The organism is Nocardioides sp. WJ219 (assembly GCF_058559815.1).
Window position 1 is genome coordinate 414,186 of sequence record NZ_JBZUJV010000004.1, and the last position, 19,815, is coordinate 434,000.

17 protein-coding genes are annotated in these 19,815 nt (G+C 76.2%); 15 read left to right on the forward strand and 2 right to left on the reverse strand.

What is annotated here, in order from left to right:
• Position 1 precedes the first annotated feature (1 nt).
• Genes AC4MBH_RS12725 through AC4MBH_RS12755 form a run of 7 tightly spaced genes read left to right on the forward strand, consistent with a single transcriptional unit; the run spans position 2 to position 8,017 of the window.
• Positions 2 to 1,039: a glycosyltransferase family 2 protein gene (locus AC4MBH_RS12725; protein ID WP_491795251.1), complete on the forward strand. Its 1,038-nt coding sequence runs from the start codon at positions 2 to 4 to the stop codon at positions 1,037 to 1,039.
• Complete coding sequence (locus AC4MBH_RS12730) at positions 1,036 to 2,496, forward strand: oligosaccharide flippase family protein (RefSeq protein ID WP_491795252.1); 1,461 nt, start codon at positions 1,036 to 1,038, stop codon at positions 2,494 to 2,496. The genes AC4MBH_RS12725 and AC4MBH_RS12730 overlap by 4 nt, the downstream gene beginning before the upstream one ends.
• On the forward strand, positions 2,493 to 3,635 hold the full coding sequence (locus AC4MBH_RS12735; RefSeq protein WP_491795253.1) for a DegT/DnrJ/EryC1/StrS family aminotransferase: 1,143 nt from the start codon (positions 2,493 to 2,495) through the stop codon (positions 3,633 to 3,635). The genes AC4MBH_RS12730 and AC4MBH_RS12735 overlap by 4 nt, the downstream gene beginning before the upstream one ends.
• Complete coding sequence (locus AC4MBH_RS12740; protein ID WP_491795298.1) at positions 3,635 to 4,918, forward strand: rhamnosyltransferase WsaF family glycosyltransferase; 1,284 nt, start codon at positions 3,635 to 3,637, stop codon at positions 4,916 to 4,918. Before AC4MBH_RS12735 ends, AC4MBH_RS12740 begins: the two co-directional genes overlap by 1 nt.
• A complete protein-coding gene (locus tag AC4MBH_RS12745) occupies positions 4,905 to 5,630 on the forward strand; it encodes a hypothetical protein (protein ID WP_491795254.1) in 726 nt (241 codons plus the stop codon). Before AC4MBH_RS12740 ends, AC4MBH_RS12745 begins: the two co-directional genes overlap by 14 nt.
• Positions 5,631 to 5,633: 3 nt before the next feature.
• Positions 5,634 to 7,094, forward strand: a complete 1,461-nt coding sequence (locus tag AC4MBH_RS12750; RefSeq protein WP_491795255.1) for an O-antigen ligase family protein — start codon at positions 5,634 to 5,636, stop codon at positions 7,092 to 7,094.
• On the forward strand, positions 7,091 to 8,017 hold the full coding sequence (locus AC4MBH_RS12755) for a glycosyltransferase (RefSeq protein ID WP_491795256.1): 927 nt from the start codon (positions 7,091 to 7,093) through the stop codon (positions 8,015 to 8,017). Before AC4MBH_RS12750 ends, AC4MBH_RS12755 begins: the two co-directional genes overlap by 4 nt.
• 35 nt (positions 8,018 to 8,052) lie before the next feature.
• On the opposite strand, the gene AC4MBH_RS12760 is transcribed toward AC4MBH_RS12755, so the two are convergent.
• A complete protein-coding gene (locus tag AC4MBH_RS12760) occupies positions 8,053 to 8,736 on the reverse strand; it encodes a polysaccharide deacetylase family protein (protein WP_491795257.1) in 684 nt (227 codons plus the stop codon).
• On the reverse strand, positions 8,733 to 9,635 hold the full coding sequence (locus AC4MBH_RS12765) for a glycosyltransferase (RefSeq protein ID WP_491795259.1): 903 nt from the start codon (positions 9,633 to 9,635) through the stop codon (positions 8,733 to 8,735). The genes AC4MBH_RS12760 and AC4MBH_RS12765 overlap by 4 nt, the downstream gene beginning before the upstream one ends.
• A gap of 119 nt (positions 9,636 to 9,754) precedes the next feature.
• Between AC4MBH_RS12765 and AC4MBH_RS12770 the strand changes: the two genes are divergently transcribed.
• From AC4MBH_RS12770 to AC4MBH_RS12805, 8 genes are all read left to right on the forward strand, one after another.
• On the forward strand, positions 9,755 to 10,621 hold the full coding sequence (locus AC4MBH_RS12770; RefSeq protein ID WP_491795260.1) for a hypothetical protein: 867 nt from the start codon (positions 9,755 to 9,757) through the stop codon (positions 10,619 to 10,621).
• 55 nt (positions 10,622 to 10,676) lie between these two features.
• Positions 10,677 to 12,257 carry an acyl-CoA ligase (AMP-forming), exosortase A system-associated gene (locus AC4MBH_RS12775; RefSeq protein ID WP_491795261.1) on the forward strand — a complete coding sequence of 527 codons (1,581 nt, stop codon included), beginning with the start codon at positions 10,677 to 10,679 and terminating at the stop codon, positions 12,255 to 12,257.
• A complete protein-coding gene (locus AC4MBH_RS12780; RefSeq protein ID WP_491795262.1) occupies positions 12,254 to 13,528 on the forward strand; it encodes a pyridoxal-dependent decarboxylase, exosortase A system-associated in 1,275 nt (424 codons plus the stop codon). Before AC4MBH_RS12775 ends, AC4MBH_RS12780 begins: the two co-directional genes overlap by 4 nt.
• A 49-nt stretch (positions 13,529 to 13,577) precedes the next feature.
• Entirely contained in the window at positions 13,578 to 13,850 is a 273-nt protein-coding gene (locus tag AC4MBH_RS12785) for an acyl carrier protein (protein WP_491795263.1), read from the forward strand.
• Positions 13,851 to 13,852: 2 nt separating this feature from the next.
• The gene (locus AC4MBH_RS12790; RefSeq protein WP_491795264.1) at positions 13,853 to 15,643 is read left to right on the forward strand and encodes an asparagine synthetase B family protein; all 1,791 of its coding nucleotides are present in this window, start codon (positions 13,853 to 13,855) and stop codon (positions 15,641 to 15,643) included.
• A 157-nt stretch (positions 15,644 to 15,800) separates the two neighbouring features.
• On the forward strand, positions 15,801 to 16,766 hold the full coding sequence (locus AC4MBH_RS12795) for a hypothetical protein (RefSeq protein WP_491795265.1): 966 nt from the start codon (positions 15,801 to 15,803) through the stop codon (positions 16,764 to 16,766).
• On the forward strand, positions 16,763 to 18,394 hold the full coding sequence (locus AC4MBH_RS12800) for a DUF4082 domain-containing protein (RefSeq protein ID WP_491795266.1): 1,632 nt from the start codon (positions 16,763 to 16,765) through the stop codon (positions 18,392 to 18,394). The genes AC4MBH_RS12795 and AC4MBH_RS12800 overlap by 4 nt, the downstream gene beginning before the upstream one ends.
• 67 nt (positions 18,395 to 18,461) lie before the next feature.
• Positions 18,462 to 19,814 (forward strand): glycosyltransferase family 4 protein, encoded by a 1,353-nt coding sequence (locus AC4MBH_RS12805; protein ID WP_491795267.1) that lies wholly within the window; start codon positions 18,462 to 18,464, stop codon positions 19,812 to 19,814.
• Position 19,815 lies beyond the last annotated feature (1 nt).

Sequence of the window (19,815 nt, forward strand, 5' to 3'; positions counted from 1 at the left end):
GGTGCCGCTGCGCACGCGACCGAGCGTCTCGGTCGTGGTGCCGTGCTACCGCTACGGCCACTACCTGCCGGCCGCCGTGGCCAGCGCCCTGGACCAGCCCGGTGTCGACGTCGAGGTGATCGTCGTCGACGACGCCTCGCCCGACGACAGCGCCGACGTCGCCCGCGCGCTGGCCGCGGCGGACCCGCGGGTCACCGTCGTGGTCCACGAGGAGAACCAGGGCCACATCCGCACCTACAACGACGGGCTCGACCGGGCCCGCGGCGACCTCGTCTCCCTGCTCTCCGCCGACGACCTCCTGACCCCGGGCTCGCTCGCCCGCGCGGCCGCCGTCCTCGAGGCGCACCCGCGGGTCGGGCTCGTGTACGGCTACGCCCGGTCCTTCACCGACGAGGTGCCGCGCACCGACGGCCGCGTGCGCAGCTGGAGCGTCTACCCGGGCGCGCAGTGGCTGGGCCTGGCCGCGCGGCGGGGCCGCTGCTTCCTGAGCAGCCCCGAGGCCGTGGTGCGGCGTGAGGTGCTCGACACGGGCGCCTACGACCCGCGCCTGCCGCACAGCGCCGACTTCGCCCTGTGGCTGCGCGCCGCGGCCGGGTGGGACGTCGCCCGGGTCAACGGCCCGGTGCAGGCCTGCTACCGCGTGCACGACGCCAACATGCACCTGACGACGTACGCCGGCTGGCTCACCGACCTCGAGGAGCGGCGCCGCACCTTTGACCTCTTCCTCGCCGAGACGGCCGAGGGCCGGCCCGCGCTGCAGGCCCACCACCCCCGCGCGATGCGGGCGCTGAGCCGCGAGGCGGCCCGGCGTGCGGTGGCCGCGCGGTGGGAGGGGCACGCGGAGGAGGCTCTCGCCTACCGCGCGTTCGCCCGGCCGCTGTGGCCCGACGGCCCGGACCTGGCCTGGCGCCTGGAGGGACGGCTCGCCTCCTGGACCGGTGCGCGACCGGCACCGGCGCCCCTGCGGACCACCGGGCACGCCGTGGGCCGGGCCGGGCACCACCTGCGGTGGCGCTTCGAGCGGAGGTACGGCACGTGAGCGGGCGCGTCGGCCGGGGGCTCGCCTGGAGCCTCGCGGGCACCGTGGTGCTGCGCCTGGGCAGCGTGGCCACGTCGATCCTGGTGGCGCGGCTCATCGCCCCCGACGAGCTCGGCGTCTACGCCGTCGCGCTGACGGTCTGGGCGGTGCTCGGGACCCTGGCCGAGCTCGGTCTCGGGGCCGACCTCGTGCGGGCCGCCGACCCCCGCGCCCAGGCGCCGACCGTCGCCACCCTCGGCGTGCTGAGCGGCGCGACGCTGGCCCTGACGATGCTGCTCGCCGCCGGCCCGATCGCGCAGGCGTTCCGCAGCCCCGACGCCGGTGGTGTCATCGTCGTGATGGCGCTCGGCCTGGCCGTGTTCGGGTTCTCCATCGTCCCGGCCGCCCTGCTCCAGCGCGAGTTCCGCCAGGGCACGCTCCTGGTGGTCAACGGTGCCGGCCTGCTCGTCTCGGCGGTCGTGGTCACGGTCCTCGCGCTCCGCGGGGCGGGCCCGGTGTCCCTGGCCTGGGGGCAGGTGGCCAGCCAGGCCGCCGTCGTCGTCGGGCTGCACCTGGCGGCCCGGCACCGACCGCGGTTCGGCCTCGACCGCGCGGTCGCCCGGGCCTCGCTGGCCTTCTGCGTCCCCCTGGCGCTCGCCAACCTGCTCTCCTGGACGCTGCTCAGCGTCGACAACCTGCTCGTCGCACGCGTCCTCGGCCCCGCCGAGCTCGGTCTCTACCTCCTCGCCTTCAACGTCTCGTCCTGGCCCATGAGCGCGCTCGGACAGGCGCTGCGGGTGGTGGCGCTGCCGGCCTTCGCGCGCCAGGAGGACCCCGCCGAGCGCGACCGCATGCTGCTGCGCGCCGTCGGGCCGGCCACCGCGGCCGCCTGCCTCATGGGGCTCGCCCTGGCCACCCTGGCGACGCCGCTGGTCGTCGTCCTCTACGGCGAGCGCTGGTCCGGCGCGGCCCCGGCGCTGGCCGGGCTGGCCGTCTTCGGTGCCCTGCGGGTGCTGCTCGACCTGGTGGCCACGTTCCTGGTGGCCGTCGGCGCGACGGCCGCCGTCCTCGCCGTCCAGGTGCTCTGGCTGGTGACACTGGTGCCGGCCATGTACGTGGGCCTGGCCACCGGCGGCCTGGCCGCGGCGGGCTGGAGCCACGTCGTCGTCACGCTCGTCGTCGTCGTCCCGGCCTACGGCGTGTGCCTGCGGCGGGCGGGCGTGGACACCTCGGCCCTGCTGCGGGCCACGATCGTCCCGCTGGCCGTGGCCGTGCCCGCCGCGGCCGCCTGCTGGTGGGTGGGCGCGCGCTCCGGACCGCCCCTGCTGGTGCTGGGGGCCGGCGCGCTGGTCGCGCTGGCGACCCACGTCCTGCCCCTGGCCCGGTGGTGGCGCCGCCGGCTGGTCGACCTGCGCCGGGTCGCCGACCGACCCGTCCTCCCCACTGCCTCCCGCCCCGACGAAGGAGTTCCCGCATGAGCAGCACTGCCACCGACCACGGCGGCGAGACCGGACCGGTCCCGCTGGTCGACCTCCGTCCGCAGCTCGACGAGGTCGGGGCCGAGGTCCGCGAGGCCGTGATGGCCGTCCTCGACAGCGGTGCCTACGTCCTGGGCCCGGCGGTCTCCCGCTTCGAGGAGGAGTACGCCGCCTTCTGCGGCACCGACCACTGCGTCGGCGTCGGCAACGGCACCGACGCGCTGGAGCTGGCCCTGCGCGCCGCCGGCGTCGGCCCCGGCGACGAGGTCGTGGTGCCCGCCAACACCTTCGTGGCCACCGCCGAGGCGGTCGTGCGGGCCGGCGCCCGGCTGGTCCTGGTCGACTGCGACGAGGACCTGCTCGTCGACGTCGACGCCGTCGCCGCCCGCACGGGCCCGCGGACCCGCGCGGTCGTCGGCGTGGACCTCTACGGGCAGGCGGCGCCGTACGAGCGGCTGCGCGAGGTCGTCGGCCCCGACGTCCTGCTGGTCGAGGACGCCGCGCAGTCGCAGGGCGCGACCCGCCACGACCGCCCGACCGGGGGACTGGCCGACGTGGCCTCCACCAGCTTCTACCCCGGCAAGAACCTCGGGGCGGTCGGCGACGCCGGTGCCGTGACCACCGATCGCGACGACGTCGCGACCCGGGTGCGGATGCTGCGCAACCACGGCGGCACCGAGCGCTACCGCCACGACCTGGTCGGCACCAACTCGCGGCTCGACTCCGTCCAGGCCGCGGTCCTGTCGATCAAGCTGACCCGGCTGAAGGAGTGGAACGCGCAGCGTGCCGGCGCCGCCGACCGCTACGCCGACCTGCTCGCAGGGCTGCCGCGCCTGGTCGTCCCGCGCACCGTCACCGGCAACCAGCACGTCTGGCACCTGTACGTCGTGCGCGTGCCGGAGCGCGACCGGGTGCAGCGCGCGCTGGCCGGCGAGGGCATCGGCACCGGCTTGCACTACCCGGCCCCGGTCCACCTGCTGCCGGCCTTCGCCCACCTGGGCCTGGGGCCGGGCAGCTTCCCGGTGGCCGAGCGCGCCGCGACGGAGATCCTGTCGCTGCCGATGTTCCCCGGCCTGCGCCTGGACCAGCAGGTGCGGGTCGCCGCCGCCCTGGCCGCCGCACTGGGAGGCCCGTCGTGATGCGTCCCACCGCCCACGTCGGCGACCGCTGGCGCCAGGTCCGCCGGCTGCTCGCCGCCGAGGGGACCGCCGGGCTGCGCCGTCGGGTGCGGGTGCGCCTGGCCGAGGCGCTCGTGCCGCCGGGCTCGAGCGCGCTGGCCGTGACCGCCGAGGAGGTCGACCGCGCCACGGCCGTCGCCTCCGGCGCGGTGCCGGCGCCCGCCCCCGTGCCGCACCGTCCCGGCGACCCGCTGCGCGTGGCGTGGGTGTGCACGCCACCGGCCCCCGGATCCGGTGGGCACACGACGATGTTCCGGCTGGTCGCCGCGCTGGAGGAGGCCGGGCACCGGTGCGACGTCTACCTGCGCGAGCAGCACGGCTGGTCGGTCGAGCAGCACCGCGCCACCATCCGGGCCCACTGGCCGGAGGTCCGCGCGGGCGTGCACGACGCCGCCGACGGCATCGCCGACGCGCACGCCGTGGTGGCCACCGGCTGGGAGACCGCCTACGCCGTCCTCGCCTCGCCGGCCCGCGGGCGCCGCTGCTACCTGGTGCAGGACCTCGAGCCGATGTTCTACCCGGCCGGGAGCGCCGCGCTGCTCGCCGAGGCGACGTACGGCTTCGGCCTGCACGCGATCACCGCGGGCCCGTGGTTGGCCGAGCGGTTGCGTCACGACCACCGGGCGCGGGCCGACCACTTCGACCTGGGCTGTGACCTGGCGGTCTACCGCGCGTCGGGTGCCGCGGCCGTCGGCGAGCGTGACGGCGTGGCCTACTACTGCCGCCCCGGCACGCCCCGGCGTGCGCACGAGCTGGCCCTGCTCGCGCTGGCGCGGTTCGCCCGGTCGTACCCGGACGTGCCGATCCACTGCTACGGCACCGTCGTCGCCGACCTGCCCTTCGCGGCGGTGCAGCACGGACGCCTCCCACCGGACGAGCTGTCCCGGCTCTACCAGCGCTGCGTCGGCGGCCTGGTGCTCTCGGCCACCAACGTGTCCCTCGTCCCGCTGGAGATGCTCGCGGCCGGTTGCGTGCCGGTCGTCAACGACGCCGCGCAGCACCGGGCGGTCCTCGACAACCCGCACGTCCGCTACGCCCGGCCCACGCCCCGTGACCTGGCGGCGGCCCTGGGTGAGCTGGTGGAGCAGGGCCCGGCCGACCGGTACCTCCGGGCGGCGCGGGCGGCCGCGTCGGTCGGCGACGTCGGGTGGGAACGCGCCGGCCTCCAGGTGGAGCAGGCCCTGCTCCGCGTCGTCGCCGGTCAGGGCCAGGAGCGCGAGGAGGTGTCCGGTGTACCTCGCTGACGCGTTCGCGGTGCTGCTGCGCCGCTGGGTGGTCGTGGTGCTGGGCCTGGCCGGCACCGCCGCCGCCTGCCTCGCCGTCACCAGCTACGTCGAGCCCGACTACCAGGCCTCGGGACAGCTGTTCTTCCTGTTGCCCCCCGAGGCCACCGGGATCGCGACCCCCACCAGCCCGTTCCTCAACATCCAGTCCGGCATGTCGACCACGGGCTCGCTGGTCGCGGGCTCCGTGGGCACCAAGGAGGTGCGGCGCGAGCTCGCCGAGCGCGGCATGGACGCCGAGTACGCCGTGGCGCTCGCCCCGGAGGCCGGGCCCCTGCTGGTCGTGACGGCCAAGTCCAAGGACCCCGAGGTCGCCCTGGCCACCCGCGACGCCGTGATGGAGCTGGTGGCGTCGGAGCTGCTGCGGATCCAGGAGGAGGCCCGGGTCCCTTCGCGCCAGCTCATCAGCGCCCAGGTCAACAGCACCTCCGACCAGGCCGAGGTGCTGCCCGGCAGCAGGCTGCGGGCGCTCGCGGGGGCGGCGGGCTGCGGGTTGCTGCTCACCCTGCTGCTCGCCTTCGGCGGTGACCGGTTCGCCGCGCACCGGGCCCGCAAGCGCGCGACCCGCGACGCCGACGAGGACGCCGACGAGGACGAGGACGCCGACGAGGACGCCGACGAGGAGCCGCCCGCTCGGGGTCCCCGGCGCCGGCCGAGCGCGCTGGCGAGCTGACGCATGGGGGCGCGGTGGCGGCGGCTGGTCGGCCGGCTCGGGCGGTCCGAGCGCGGAGCGCCGCGGGCCGCGGCGTACTTCCTGGTCGGGTACGCCGTCCTGCTCCTGGCCATCCCCTCGCAGCTCGTCCTGCCGGCGCTCGGTGCGCCCGGCACGCCCGCCAACCTGTGGGCGCTCGGCGGCCTGGTGTGCTGGGTCTGCGCCACGGTCGGCGGGCTGAACCCGGTCCGCGGCCTGACGGCGACCCGTGCCGCCGTCGGCGTGCTGACCGCCGCGGTGCTGGCGTCGTACGCGAACGGCACGACGTCGGGGTGGTACGCGCCGCCGGACGTGCGCCAGACCACCGACGAGCTGTGGACGCTGGTCCCGTCGACCGTGGCCGAGACCACCGCCACGATGATCACCGCCGCCGACCGCGGCCTGCTGTCCTTTGCCGGGTGGATGGCGGTGCTCCTGATCGCCAGCGAGGGCCTGCGGTCGTGGCGCGACCTCGAGCTGGTCGTCGGCTGGCTGGCCTGGCTCGGCGCCGGCCTGGCCGGGCTGGGGCTGCTGCAGTTCGGGTGGGGGATCGACATCGCGCGCTACATCCAGGTCCCCGGCCTGTCCGCCAACGCCGAGTTCGGCACCGTGCTGTCGCGCTCGGTGCTCAACCGGGTCTCCGGCACGGCCGTCCACCCGATCGAGTTCGGCGTCGTGCTGGCCTGCCTGTTCCCGCTCGCCCTGCACCACAGCGTGCACCGGTGGGGGAGACGGGGGGCACTGGTGCCGGCCGCGCTGGTCTTCGTGGGCTCGACCCTGGCGGTCTCGCGCTCGGCGGTGCTGGTGCTGGCGGTGACCCTCGTCGTGCTGGTGCTCGGCTGGCCGGCGCGCTGGCGGCTGCGCGCGCTGGTGCTCGCGCCGTTCGCGGTGGTCGCCCTGCGGCTGGCGATCCCGGGTCTCGTCGGCACGATCGTGTCGCTGTTCCGCAACGTCGGCAACGACCCCAGCGTCAGCGGCCGCACTGACGACTACGGCGTGGTCCTCGGCCTCTACGAGGAGCACCGGTGGCTGGGCCGGGGACTGTTCACCTTCGTGCCGCGGCACTACCGCATCCTCGACGACCAGTACCTGATGATCCTGCTCGAGCTGGGGGCCATCGGCCTGGCCGCGGTGCTGCTGCTGGTGCTCACCGGGTTCGGCAACGCACGGCGTGCCCGGCGCCGGGCCCGCAGCGCTCGGTCGCGCCACCTCGGGCTCGCGCTGTCGGCAGCGATCCTGGGCAGTGCGGTCGGGGTGGTCACCTTTGACGCCTGGTCGTTCCCGATGGCCGCCGGGACGTCGTTCCTGCTGCTCGGGCTCGCGGGCGGGGCGGCCCAGCTGGCCGTCGAGCAGCAGCCCCGCGAGGTGCTCGAGGTGCCGCTGCCCGACGTGCTGCCCGACGTGCTGCCCGACGTGCTGGACGCGTCCCGCGGGGCGGCGCCGTGAGCGCGCCGGACCTCCCGGTGCTGGTCGCCGTGGTGTCCTACCGCAGCGCGGAGGTGCTGCCGGGGCTGCTGGCGAGCCTGCCGGCGGCGATGGCCGGCGTCCCGTGGCGCACGGTGGTCGCCGACAACGCCTCCGACGACGACAGCGTGGCGGTGGTCCGACGGGTCGCGCCCGACGCCCTGGTCGTGCAGACGGGTCGCAACGCCGGCTACGCCGCCGGGATCAACGCCGCGGTCGCGGCCGGCGGCCCGCACCGCGCCGTGCTGGTGCTGAACCCCGACGTCCGCCTCGACCCCGGGTGCGTCCCGGTGCTGCTCGCCGAGCTCGAGCGCCCGGGCGTGGGCATCGCGGTGCCCCGCCTGCGCGACGCCGCGGGCGCGCGCATCGACTCCCAGCGTCGCGAGCCGAGCCTGGTCCGGGCCGTCGCCGACCTGGTCCTCGGCGCCGGCCGCGCCGGCCGGGTGGGCCGCCTCGGCGAGGTCGTCACCGCCGAGTCGGCGTACGCCGTCGCCTGCGAGACCGACTGGGCCGAGGGGTCCACCCAGCTGGTCAGCGCGGCCTGCTGGGCGCGGGTCGGCCCGTGGGACGAGTCCTACTTCCTCTACTCCGAGGAGACCGACTTCGACCTGCGGGCCCGCGACGCCGGGCTCGCGACCCGCTACGTCCCGGCCGCGGGGGCCGTGCACCTCGAGGGCGGCTCGGCCGGCTCGGCGCGGCTGTGGCCCCTGCTCGTGGTCAACCGGGTGCGGCTGCACCGCCGCCGCCACGGCTTCCCGGCGACGGTGCCCTTCTGGACCGTCACCGTGCTGCGCGAGGCCAGCCGCGCCTGCCTCGGCCGGCCGGCCAACCGCGCCGCCCTCCGGGCCCTCCTCGACCCGGTCCGGATGCGCGCACCCGCCGGCCCGGAGTGGCTGCGCGGCTAGGGGGTCGGAGCGGCACCACCCCGTCAGCCAGCGGGTCACCGCAGCCGCTTGGCCAGGCCGACCAGCTCGCCGCGGGCGCGGCGGTGCCACGGCGGCGGCAGCAGCACCTCGCGGCGGACGTCGTCCAGGGTGTCGGTGGAGCGCAGGCTGAACCGGGGCTGCAGCCACGCCCCGTCGCGGGCCCACCGGCGGTCGCTGGTGTGCACGCTGCGGTAGCCGCGGCGGCGCAGCGCGGCGAGCACGCGGCGGTCGTAGCGGCCGAGCGGCAGCGCGGCGTCGAGGACCGGGGAGCCGGTGACGGCCTCCAGGGTCGTGCGGGCGGAGCCGAGCTCGTGCTCGCGGGCGCGCTCGTCGAGGCCGCGCCACGGGACGTGGTCGTGACCGTGGGTGCCGACGGTCATCCCGCTGTCGTGCAGCACCCGGACCTGGTCGCGGGTCACGCTCCCGGGCTCGTCGAGGCGCCCGGCCAGGACGAAGAAGGTGGCCCGGAGGCTGCGCTCGAGCAGCGCCGGCAGCGCCACGGCGGCGTCGGAGGCGTTGCCGTCGTCGAAGCTCAGCCGCACCCGCGGGTCGTCCGCGACCTCGTCGAGGACCCGGTGGAACAGGTCCTCGGAGACCCAGTACGCCGACTCGCCGGGCTCGCGCTCGGGCCCCGGCGTCCCGATGCCGTGGAAGCAGAGGTTGACGCGGGGCGCCGGGTCCGCGGGTGCCGGCCTCACCGGTCGGTCGGCCCCACCCGGGTCGAGGCGTCCCGGCCCCAGGCGGCCGCGCCCGGGGGCGGGGTGCGCCGGGCCAGGACCGCGGCCCAGCCGGTGATGGCGGCGTAGACGACGCCCGCGGGGACGAGCCACGGCCGGGGCAGGACCACCTCGCGCAGCCACGCCGCGCGGTCGGGCGGGCGCACCCGGGCGCCCGGGAGGGCGGTCGCCGGGCTCGGGCCGGCCCGGCGCAGGGCGGCGTTCCCGCGCCGCACCCGGACCAGTCGGCGGACCAGGTCGGCCGTGCGCAGCGGCGCGGCCACGACGGTGGCGATCCCGGCGACCTGCACGCGCTCGGTGTCGGAGAAGAGCGCGTCGAGGAACAGGTCGTCGGCCACCACGTCGGGGAACTCCTCGAAGCGGGCCCGCCCGGCTGCCGAGACGGCGATCATGCCGCGCCCGAACAGACCCCGCTCGAAGACGGGGAGCCGGCGGTGCACCGCGGTGTAGGCGCGCACGGGCCAGGGCCGCCCGGTCACGTCGACGTGTCGCACCGGCACCGCCACCAGCGGCGCGTCGGGACCGGTCAGGGCCGCGCAGAGGGTCCGCACCACGTCGGCGCCGACCGGGATGTCGGCGTCGAGGTAGACGCGGGGGAACGCCGTCGCCGCCCGGTCGCCGAGCCGCAGCGCCCCGGTCTTGCCGGGCCTCGCGGTCTCCAGGACGAGCACCCCGCCGTGCGTGCGCGCCTCGTCGGCGGTGCGGTCGGTGCAGCCGTTGGCCACCACCACCACCTCGAGCTCACCCGGTGTCGCGTCGGCGAGCAGGGTGGTCAGGCTCCGGCCGATGACGGCCTCCTCGTCGTGGGCGGCGATGACGACGCTCGCGCGCGCACTGGTCGGGGGATCGATGCGGGTCATGACCGCAGCCTGGGACGCCGTCCCGTCCGTCGCGGGCCGGCGCCGGGTGCGTCCCCAGGATTGGATACGCGCCGGGCCATGGCCGGGGCGACCGCAGCATCCGTCCCTACGGTCGGCCCATGCTCGCTGACGGCACGGTCCGGGTCGCGCCGGTCCGGGCGGAGGACCTCCCGGCGACGGGAGCGTTCCTGCACCGCCACCTCAACGCCCGCCTGAGCCCCGACGACTGGGCCGCGGCGGCGGTGCCGACCTGGCCGGTCGACGCGCCCAACCACGGCTTCCGGCTCCTGGCCGGCGACGAGCTGGTCGGCGTCCAGCTCGCCTTCTACGCCGACCGTCCCCTCGCCACCGGGACCGTCCGGACCTGCAACCTGGGCGCCTGGTGCGTGCTGGAGCCCTACCGCGTCCACGGCCTGCGGCTGCTGCGCGCGGTGCTCGCCCAGCGCGGGCTGGTGTTCACCGACCTCTCGCCGAGCGGCTCGGTCGTCGCCATCGACGAGCGCCTGCGGTTCCACCACCTCGACACCACGACGGCGCTGGTGGCGAACCTGCCGGGTCCGCGGCGCGCCCGGGTCCACACCGACCTCGACGAGATCGAGCAGCGTCTCGACGACGCCGGCCGGGTCCTGCTGCGCGACCACCGGCGGGCGCGCGCCGCCCACCACGTGCTGCTCGAGGCACCGACGGGGGAGTGCTGCTACGTCGTCTACCGCCGCGACCGGCGGCGCCGGGTGCGGCTGTTCGCCAGCCTGCTCCACGTCTCGCACCCGACGCTGCTGCAGCGGTGCCGCCACGACCTGGGCCGCCACCTGCTGGCCCGCGGGCTGCCGTTCACCCTGGTCGAGCTCCGGATCGGTGGCGCGCGGCCGGTCGGCTCGGTGCTGCTGCGCCACCCACGCCCCAAGCTCGTGCGCGCCGACCTCCCTCGCGAGGCGGTCGCCGACCTCGACGGGCTCTACAGCGAGCTCGCCCTGGTGGCGTGGTGAGCACCGGACCCGACCCCGTGACCCCACCCCGTGACCCGACCGTGAGGAGACCAGCATGCGCGTCCACCTGCACGACCTGATCGACGAGCAGGCCGCCCGCCACCCCGCACGGCCGGCCGTGACCGACCGCGGCACGACCCTGCGCTACGACGAGCTGGCCGCCCGGGTGCGCCTCCTGGCCGCCGGCCTGCGCGGCCTCGGGCTGGCGCGCGGCGACCGGGTGGGGATCTGGCTCGACAAGAGGATCGAGACCGTCGAGTCCCTCTTCGCCGCCTCCGCGGCCGGCGGCGTGTTCGTGCCGGTCAACCCCGCGCTCAAGCCGGCCCAGGTGCGGCACGTGCTCGGTGACTGCGAGGTCCGGCTGCTGGTCACCACCGGCGCACGGTGGGCGGCCCTGGCGTCCGACCCGGGACCGGTGGGCCGGGTCGAGACGGTGGTCCTCGTCGACGACACCGGGCACAGCCGCCTCGACGCGGGTGGGGCCGTGCTGGTGCCGTGGGCCGAGGCCGTCTCGGTCGGGGCCGCCGCCGACGACCCGCCCTACCGCGGGGTCGACCTCGACATCGCCGCCATCCTCTACACCTCCGGCAGCACCGGGCCGCCCAAGGGGGTCGTGCTCACCCACCGCAACCTGCTCGTCGGCGCCGAGAGCGTGAGCGGCTACCTCGGCCACCGTCCCGACGACGTGGTCCTGGCGGCGCTGCCGCTCAGCTTCGATGCTGGACTCAGCCAGCTGACCACCGCGTTCGCCGTCGGCGCCCGGGTGGTGCTGATCAACTACCTGGCGCCCGTCGACGTGGTCCGGCTCTGCGTCGAGGAGGGCGTCACCGGGCTGACCGCCGTACCCCCGCTGTGGGCCCAGCTCGTCGCCACCGCCTGGCCCGACGACGGCGTCCGGCTGCGGTACGTCGCCACGACCGGCGGCCGCCTGCCCAGCGCCACCCTGGCCCGGATGCGCGAGCTGTTCCCGCAGGCCCGGCCCTACCTGATGTACGGGCTCACCGAGGCGTTCCGCTCGACCTACCTCGACCCCGACGAGGTCGACCGCCGTCCCGGCTCGATCGGCAAGGCGGTGCCGGACGCCGAGATCCTGGTCCTGCGTCCCGACGGGACCCCCGCCGGCCCCGGGGAGGAGGGCGAGCTCGTGCACCGCGGGCCGCTCGTCGCCCTGGGCTACTGGAACGACGCGGAGCGGAGCGCCGAGCGCTTCCGGCCGCTGCCCGGCACCGTGGCCCGGTGGCGGACCCCCGAGCTGGCCGTCTGGTCGGGCGACACCGTGCGCACCGACGCGGACGGCTTCTTGTACTTCGTCGGGCGCCGCGACGAGATGATCAAGACCTCCGGCTACCGGGTCAGCCCCACCGAGGTCGAGGAGGCCGTCCACGACAGCGGCCTGGTCGGGGAGGCCGTGGCGCTCGGTGTCGACGACGACCGGCTCGGTCAGCGGATCGTCCTCTTCGTCACCCCGCGCTCCGAGGGCGAGTCCGACCTCGCCACCAGCGGCGCCCTGCAGGCCGACCTGCGCCGCCGGCTGCCGCGCTACATGGTGCCCGGCGAGGTCCGCGTCCGCCCGCGGCTGCCGCGCTCGCCGAACGGCAAGCTCGACCGCCTGGTGCTCCGCCAGGAGGTCTCGTGAGCACGCTCGACCACCGCACGGCAGCCGACGGCACCCGGCGCCACGTCGAGCGCCTCGGGACCGCCGAGGGCCAGCTGCTGGTCGGCGGCGTCCCCGTGGAACGGCTCGCCGCCCGGGTCGGCTCGACTCCCTTCTTCGCCTACGACCGGGCGGCGGTGAGCGCCACGGTCGGCGACCTGCGCGCGCGGCTGGGCGGTGCGGTCGAGCTCGGGTACGCCGTCAAGGCCAACCCGATGCCGGCCCTGGTCGGTCACCTGGCCGGGCTCGTGGACTGGCTCGACGTGGCCTCCGCCGGCGAGATGGCCGTCGCGCTCGACGCCGGCACGCCTGCGGGGCGGGTCAGCTTCGCCGGACCGGGGAAGACCGACGCCGAGCTCGCCCGCGCCGTCGCCGCCGGCGTGCTGGTCGAGCTCGAGTCGCCCCGCGAGGCGGGCCGGGTGCTCGAGGCCGGCGAGCGGGTGGGGGTCCGTCCGAGGGTCGCCGTCCGGGTCAACCCCGACTTCGCCGTCCAGGGCTCGGGGATGCGGATGGGTGGCGGTCCGCAGCAGTTCGGCGTCGACGTCGAGGAGGTGCCGCACCTCCTGCTCCTCCTCACCGACCTGGACCTCGCCGTGGAGGGCTTCCACCTCTTCGCCGGCTCGCAGAACCTGCGCTCCGAGCTGGTCCGGCAGGCGCAGGAACGCACCGTGGACCTCCTGCTCGCGCTCGCCGACCGGCTGCCCGCGCCGGTCCGCTACCTCAACGTCGGCGGCGGCCTCGGGATCCCGTACGCCGAGCGCGACCGGCCGCTCGACCTCGACGACGTGTGCGCACCGCTGCGGCGACTGGTCGAGACGCGGGTGCGCACGGCCCAGCCGGACGCGCACGTCGTGATGGAGCTGGGCCGCTACCTGGTCGGCGAGGCCGGCGTCTACGTGACCCGGGTCGTCGACCGCAAGGTGTCGCGCGGGCGGACCTACCTCGTCGTCGACGGCGGGATGCACCACCAGCTCGCCGCGTCCGGCAACCTCGGCCAGGTCATCCGGCGCAACTACCCGCTCACCATCGGCACCGCCGCCCGGGCGCACGACGCCGGCGGCGAGCCGGAGGTCGAGGTCGTCGACGTGGTCGGCTGCCTGTGCACGCCGCTCGACGTCCTCGGTCACGCCGTCGAGCTGCCACCCGCCGACGTCGGCGACCTCGTCGTGGTCTTCCAGGCCGGTGCCTACGGACGCACGGCCAGCCCCCAGCAGTTCCTGGGCCACCCGGCCCCGGCCGAGGTCCTCCTCTGAGACGACCGCTCCACCCGCCCACTCCCACCACCCACACCTGGAGGACCCCGTGACCGAGACCGAGACCGAGACCGTCATCCCCGTCGCCGAGGTGCGCACCGTGCTGGTGCGCACCCTGGGCATCGAGGACCGTGCCCACCTCGTCGATGCCAGCACCCCGCTGCTCGGCGACCTGCCCGAGCTCGACTCCCTCTCGGTGCTCGAGCTCGCCGTCGCCCTCGAGAGCAGGTTCGGGATCGTCGTCGACGACGCGGACTTCACCGCCGAGGTCTTCGCCACCGTCGGCAGCCTGGCCGCCTTCGTCGCCGAGCGGTCGGGTTGATCGTGACGGGCAGCCACCCGCCGGCCGGGGTCCTCGCCCTCTCGGCTGCCCCCGGGGCGCAGCACGTCGTCGACGACCTGCTCGACCGTGGCCTCGAGGGGGTCGCCGACGACACCCGCCGGACCCGGCACGGCGGACTCGCGCTGGCGACCTGGGGTGCCGCGACGCCGCCCGGGACCGCCGACACCCTCGTGCTCGGCCGCGAGGTCCGTTGCCACGACCGCGCGCTCGACGTCGCCGAGGTCCGGCGTGCCCTCCTGGAACCCCGGCCCGGGGTGCTGGCCGGGATGCTGCCGCCGTTCGCGGCGCTGGCCCGCGACCACGAGACCCTGCGAGCGGCGGTCGACCCCCTCGGCATGCGCCAGCTCTACCAGCGCCGCGGTCCGGGCTGGGTGGCCCTGTCGACCTCGGCCCGGGTCCTCGCCGCGCTCACCGGGACCGGCCTCGACCTCGACGCCGTGGCGGTGCAGTGCCGGCTCGGGTGGCAGCTCGGACGACGCACGCTCTTCACCGGGGTCGAGCAGGTACCGGCCGGCTCGCTGCTGACGCTGCGCGGCGGCCTGGCCGAGCGCGTCGACGTCCGCAGCCCCGCCGACGAGCGACCGACAGACCTGCACGCGACGGTGACGGCGACGCGCGACCTGCTTCGCGGCTACCTCGGCCGCTGGCTCGACGACCACCCCGACCCGGTGCTGCAGCTGACCGGCGGCCAGGACTCTCGCCTGCTCCTGTCCGCCATCGAGCCCCGCCGGCGCCGCGGGCTGCGGGTGATGACGCTCGGCGTCCCGGGCAGCCCCGACGTCGCCCTCGCCGCGGACCTCGCGCGCCGCGAGGGACTGCGCCACGAGGTGCTGCGGCTCGACGGTCTCGACGAGCTCGACCCGGCTCGGGCGTGGGCGCTCACCACGGCGGCCGCCGGCCGCCTGGAGCTGGTCGCCGACCCGGTCGCCCGCGCCGCCCTCGACCTGGCCGAGACGCGCGCCCAGCCCGGTGCCCGGCTCTCGGGCCTGGGCGGGGAGATCGCCCGCGGCTTCTACTACCTCGGCGGGCACGACCGAGCGCCGGTCACCCGTCGGCGCGCCGACCGGCTGGCGTCCTGGCGGATGTTCGCCAACGAGGCGGTCGACGACCAGGCGCTGCGCCCCGACTTCGCGGACTGGTCGCGGGCCGTGGCCCACCACGAGGTGCACCGGTGGCTGGCCGCCTCCGGCGACCCCTGGCTCGCGGCCACCGACCGGTTCTACGTCGAGCAGCGCATGCAGCGCTGGGCCGGCGCCACCGAGACCGCGGTCTGCGACCGGACGGCGGTGGCGAACCCGATGCTCGACGACCGCTTCGTCGGTGCCGTCACCGCGCTGGCCCCCGAGCACAAGCGGCACTCCCGGTTCCTGGGGCGGCTCTCGGTCGCCCTCGACCCCGGGCTGGCCGACCTGCCGCTCGACGGACGGCCCTCGCCGCGCGAGCACGTCGACGACGGGTGGCCCTCCGTCGTCCACCGCGGGCGCGCGCTGGCCGCGAGGACGGGCCGCAAGGCCGCCCAACGGCTCGCCGGCGGGCGCCGCCCGCCGGCCGGCGGGGCGGTGCTGAGCGACCTCGTCGCCGAGCACTGGCGCCGCCACCCCGAGCTGCTCGAGCCGGTACGCCGGGCAGGCCTGCTCCGCCCCGACTGGCTCGAGCGCGTGGTCGCCGGCGACGTCCGGCCCGACCCCGCGACGGTCGCCCTGGTCGCCAACCTCACGCTCGCCGCCGACGTCGTCCACCGGCGCGAGCCCGTGCGCGCGTCCCCAACTTGAGGGACGCGGGCGTGTCCCGGGTGCCGCCGCGTGGCTACCGTCCATCGCGAGGGAGGGGCCGAACGCGGCCCCGCTCCGCGGGCCGCCCCGGTGCGTGGACGCCGTACGACGTCGCTCGGGAGCGCGTGCCCTCGGCGTGCGACCGGGCCGGAGCCCCATGCCCAATCCGCCCCTGGCCACCCCACCCCGGCGCCGAGCGCCGCTCCCCGCGGTCGCACTCGCCGCGGCGGGATCCACGGTGCTCGTGATCCTGGTGACGCTGCTCTCGGCAGCGCCTGCCCAGACGCGCCCCGGTGACCCGCCGTCGTCCGCCGCCGAGCGGCCCGCACGCCCGGCGCTCCCGCGGGTGGCGACGGCGGCGACCACGGGCGTGCCCGACGGGATGCGGCTGCGCCCCTACCGCGGTCCGTGCACCATCACCCGCGACGGCACCCGGCTCGTCGGTCGGACCATCCGCTGCGACCTGCGGATCCGGGCGGCGAACGTCGTCATCCGCCACTCCTACGTCGTCGGCAGCATCGACAACTCCGGCAGCAGCGACTCCTCCTTCCGGCTGCAGCGCTCGACCGTCGACGCCTCCCCGGGAGGGTCGACCGACCTGGTCACCGTGGTCGGCGAGGTGCGCTTCCGGGTCGTGCGCTCCGAGATCCGCGGCGGCAACCGCAGCATCAACTGCTGGCGGTCCTGCACCGTACGACGCTCCTGGGTGCACGACCAGGACACCGACCGCAGCGGCCGCACCCACGAGTCCGGCATCCGGATGGGCAGCCGCGGCCGGTTCGTCGCCAACCGGATCGCCTGCGACGCCCCCGACGTGCCGCCCGACGCCGGCTGCTCGGCCCCGATGACCGGGTACGGCGACTTCGGGCCCGTGCGCGACAACCTCGTCCAGGGCAACCTCTTCCTGGCCACCACGGGCGGCACCTGCGCCTACGGCGGGTCCTCGGGCGGCAAGCCCTACTCCGACGACGCGGCCAGCATCCGCTTCCTCGACAACCGCTTCCAGCGCGGCCGGACCGGCCAGTGCGGCTACTGGGCCCCGGTCATGGACTTCGACCGCTCGGCGCCCGGCAACGTCTGGCGCGGCAACCGCTGGGTCGGCGGCGGGGCGGTGCGCCCGTGAGCGGCGCGCACCGGGGACCCGTCCCGCCCACCCGCCGTCGCCGGCCGGCGGTCCTGTCGGTGCTGGTCGCGGCCGTCGTCGTCGCCGGCTCCGTCGCGGCGTTCGCGGCCACCGCCCGGCACGACCCGGGGCGTGGCGCCGCTCCGACGCCGGGCTACGGCATGTTCGCCGCCGACGTGGTGCCCGACTCGCCGGTCGACCGCGACCGCACCGCCGCCACGCTCGGCGTCAGCTTCTCCACGGCACAGGCCGGGGTGGTCACCGCGGTGGAGGTATACCGGGGGAGTCGCGACGTCCTGCTCGAGGACGGCGCCCTGTGGTCGTCGGCCGGCGCGCTCCTGGCCACCGCCGACTTCGCGGACGACCCGGGCACCGGCTGGGTCAGCGCCACCCTCTCCGAGCCCGTGCGGCTCGAGCCCGGCCGGCGCTACGTGGCGTCGTACGACGCACCCCGGGGTCGCTACGCCGGCGACAACGGGGCGCTCTCGCCCCAGCGGCCGGTCGTGCACCGCGACCTCACCGCGTGGCGGGGGGTCTACACCCGACGCGACGGCGGCTTCCCGACGCAGACCTTCCGCGACTCCAACTACTACGTCGACGTCCGGTTCGTGCCGGACGAGGACGGCTCGCCGACCCCGGGTCCCGACCCGAGCGGGCCCCCGTCCTCCGAGCCGCCGACCTCTGGACCGACCACCGGGCCGACCACGGAACCGACCACCGAGCCGACGACCGAGCCGACCACCGAGCCGACGACGGAGCCGACGACGGAGCCGACGACCGAGCCCACCCTCGAACCGGAGCCGGAACCCGAGCCGGAACCCGAGCCGGAACCCGAGCCGGAACCCGAGCCGGGCGGCACCCACCCCGACGCCGCCTCGACGGGCGTGCCCGCGGGCACCGTGCTGACGCCGTACACCGGTCCCTGCACGATCACCCAGTCCGGCACCGTCATCGAGGCCAGGACCGTGCGGTGCAACCTGGAGATCCGGGCATCGGGCGTGCAGATCCGCAGCTCGGTCGTGGAGGGCACTGTCGGCAACGACGAGAACACCGGCGGCCGGTCCTTCTCGATCACCGACAGCGAGGTCCGGGTCGGCGACCGTCCCGGCACCGGCATCGGCTCCCGCGACTTCGTGGCGACGCGCGTCGAGGTGACCGGCGGCAACCGCTCGATCAACTGCTGGATGGCCTGCGTCGTCCGCGACTCGTGGGTGCACGGCCAGTTCACCGACGAGACCGGCGTCCACCACGAGTCGGGCATCCGGGTCGGGGCCGGCTCGACCATCGTGGGCAACACCATCGCCTGCGACGCGCCCGACGTCCCGCCCGACGCCGGCTGCTCCGCCGGCCTGACCGGGTACGGCGACTTCGGTGCCGTGCGTGACGTGCTGGTCCAGGACAACCTGTTCCTGCCGTCGACCGGCGGCACCTGCGCCTACGGAGGCTCCTCGGGTGGCAAGCCGTACTCGCAGCAGGCGACGGCGATCCGGTTCCTCGACAACGTGTTCTCCCGTGGCCGGACCGGCCGGTGCGGGGCGTACGCCCCGGTGCTGGACTTCGATCGGTCCGCACCCGGCAACCAGTGGAGCGGCAACGTGTGGGACGACGGGGGCGAGGTGCGGCCCTGACCGAAATTTGGGGATAGCCGAAAACGGGCCCACGACACGGGTCCGGCGGCCTCCCAGGGTGAGGGACATGAAGCCCATGCCCAGCGCCGCAGGCTCCGCCCACGTCCTCGTCATCGTGCAGAACCTGCCGGTGCCCCTCGACCGCCGGGTGTGGCTGGAGTGCCAGGCCCTGCGGTCGGCGGGGTACGCCGTCACCGTCATCTGCCCGCGGGGTCCGGGTGACCCGGCCCGCGAGACGATCGACGGCGTCCGGGTGCACAAGTACCACCCGGCCCCGCCGGCGTCGGGCGTCCTCGGCTACCTGGTCGAGTTCACCTACAGCTGGGCGCGCACGGCCCTGCTCTCGCGGCGCGTCTGGCGCGAGCGTCCCTTCCAGCTGCTCCAGGCCTGCAACCCCCCGGACACCTACTGGGCGCTGGCCCGGCTGTGGAAGCGGCGCGGGGTGCGCTTCGTCTACGACCAGCACGACCTGAACCCCGAGCTGTTCCTCTCGCGGTTCGGGGAGCCCGAGGGCCGGGTGGGCCGGGCCCAGCTCGGCTTGCTGCGCTGGCTGGAGCGCCGGACCTACGCCACCGCCGACCACGTCATCTCGACCAACGCCTCCTACCGGCGGGTCGCGGTCGAGCGGGGGGAGGTCGATCCCGCCGACGTCACCGTGGTGCGCAGCGGTCCGGACACCCGGACGATGCGCCCGGTCCTGCCGGCGCCCGGCAGCGGCCCGGCGCGGCGGCACCAGCTGGCCTACCTCGGCATCATGGGCCCCCAGGACGACGTCGAGGTCGTGCTGGAGGTGCTCGACGAGCTGGTCCGGCGCCGTGGCCGCGACGACGTCGAGGCAGTGCTGATGGGCTTCGGTGACTGCTACGACGACCTGGTCGCCCGCTCCCACGAGCTCGGGCTGGACGACGTCGTCACGTTCACCGGGCGGGTGGGGCCGGCGGAGATCGCCACCCGGCTCAGCGCCGCCGCCGTCGGGTTGTCACCCGACCGCAAGACGCCGCTCAACGACGTCTCGACGATGAACAAGACGATGGAGTACATGGCCTACGCGCTGCCCTCGGTCGCCTTCGACCTGGTCGAGACCCGGGTCTCCGGCGCGGACGCCTGCCTCTACGTGGCCTCCGGTGACGTCGGTGCGTTCGCCGATGCCGTGGAGCGGCTGCTCGACGACCCGGACCTGCGCTGCCGACTGGCGCGGGCCGCGCGGACCCGCGCCAGCGAGGTGCTCGACTGGCGCCCGCAGGCCTCGGCGTACGTCGGCGTGTACGACCGGCTGACCGGGCGGGACCGCCAGGAGGTCCCCCGGACAGCTCCGGGGACGGCGTTCGTCGACGTCGACGACGACGAGGAGCTGCAGCGCTTCGTGCTCGGCCGCGGACCGCTCCCGGCGGCCCACGGCGCGCAGGCCCTCGGCGCGTGAG

Excerpts from the sequence above, each read along its gene's own strand:
- AC4MBH_RS12750 (WP_491795255.1), top strand. The coding sequence starts at position 5,634 with ATGGGGGCGCGGTGGCGGCGGCTGGTCGGCCGGCTCGGGCGGTCCGAG.
- AC4MBH_RS12770 (WP_491795260.1), top strand. The coding sequence starts at position 9,755 with ATGCTCGCTGACGGCACGGTCCGGGTCGCGCCGGTCCGGGCGGAGGAC.
- AC4MBH_RS12775 (WP_491795261.1), top strand. The coding sequence starts at position 10,677 with ATGCGCGTCCACCTGCACGACCTGATCGACGAGCAGGCCGCCCGCCAC.
- AC4MBH_RS12735 (WP_491795253.1), top strand. The coding sequence starts at position 2,493 with ATGAGCAGCACTGCCACCGACCACGGCGGCGAGACCGGACCGGTCCCG.
- AC4MBH_RS12740 (WP_491795298.1), top strand. The coding sequence starts at position 3,635 with ATGCGTCCCACCGCCCACGTCGGCGACCGCTGGCGCCAGGTCCGCCGG.
- AC4MBH_RS12795 (WP_491795265.1), top strand. The coding sequence starts at position 15,801 with ATGCCCAATCCGCCCCTGGCCACCCCACCCCGGCGCCGAGCGCCGCTC.
- AC4MBH_RS12805 (WP_491795267.1), top strand. The coding sequence starts at position 18,462 with ATGAAGCCCATGCCCAGCGCCGCAGGCTCCGCCCACGTCCTCGTCATC.
- AC4MBH_RS12765 (WP_491795259.1), bottom strand. The coding sequence starts at position 9,635 with ATGACCCGCATCGATCCCCCGACCAGTGCGCGCGCGAGCGTCGTCATC.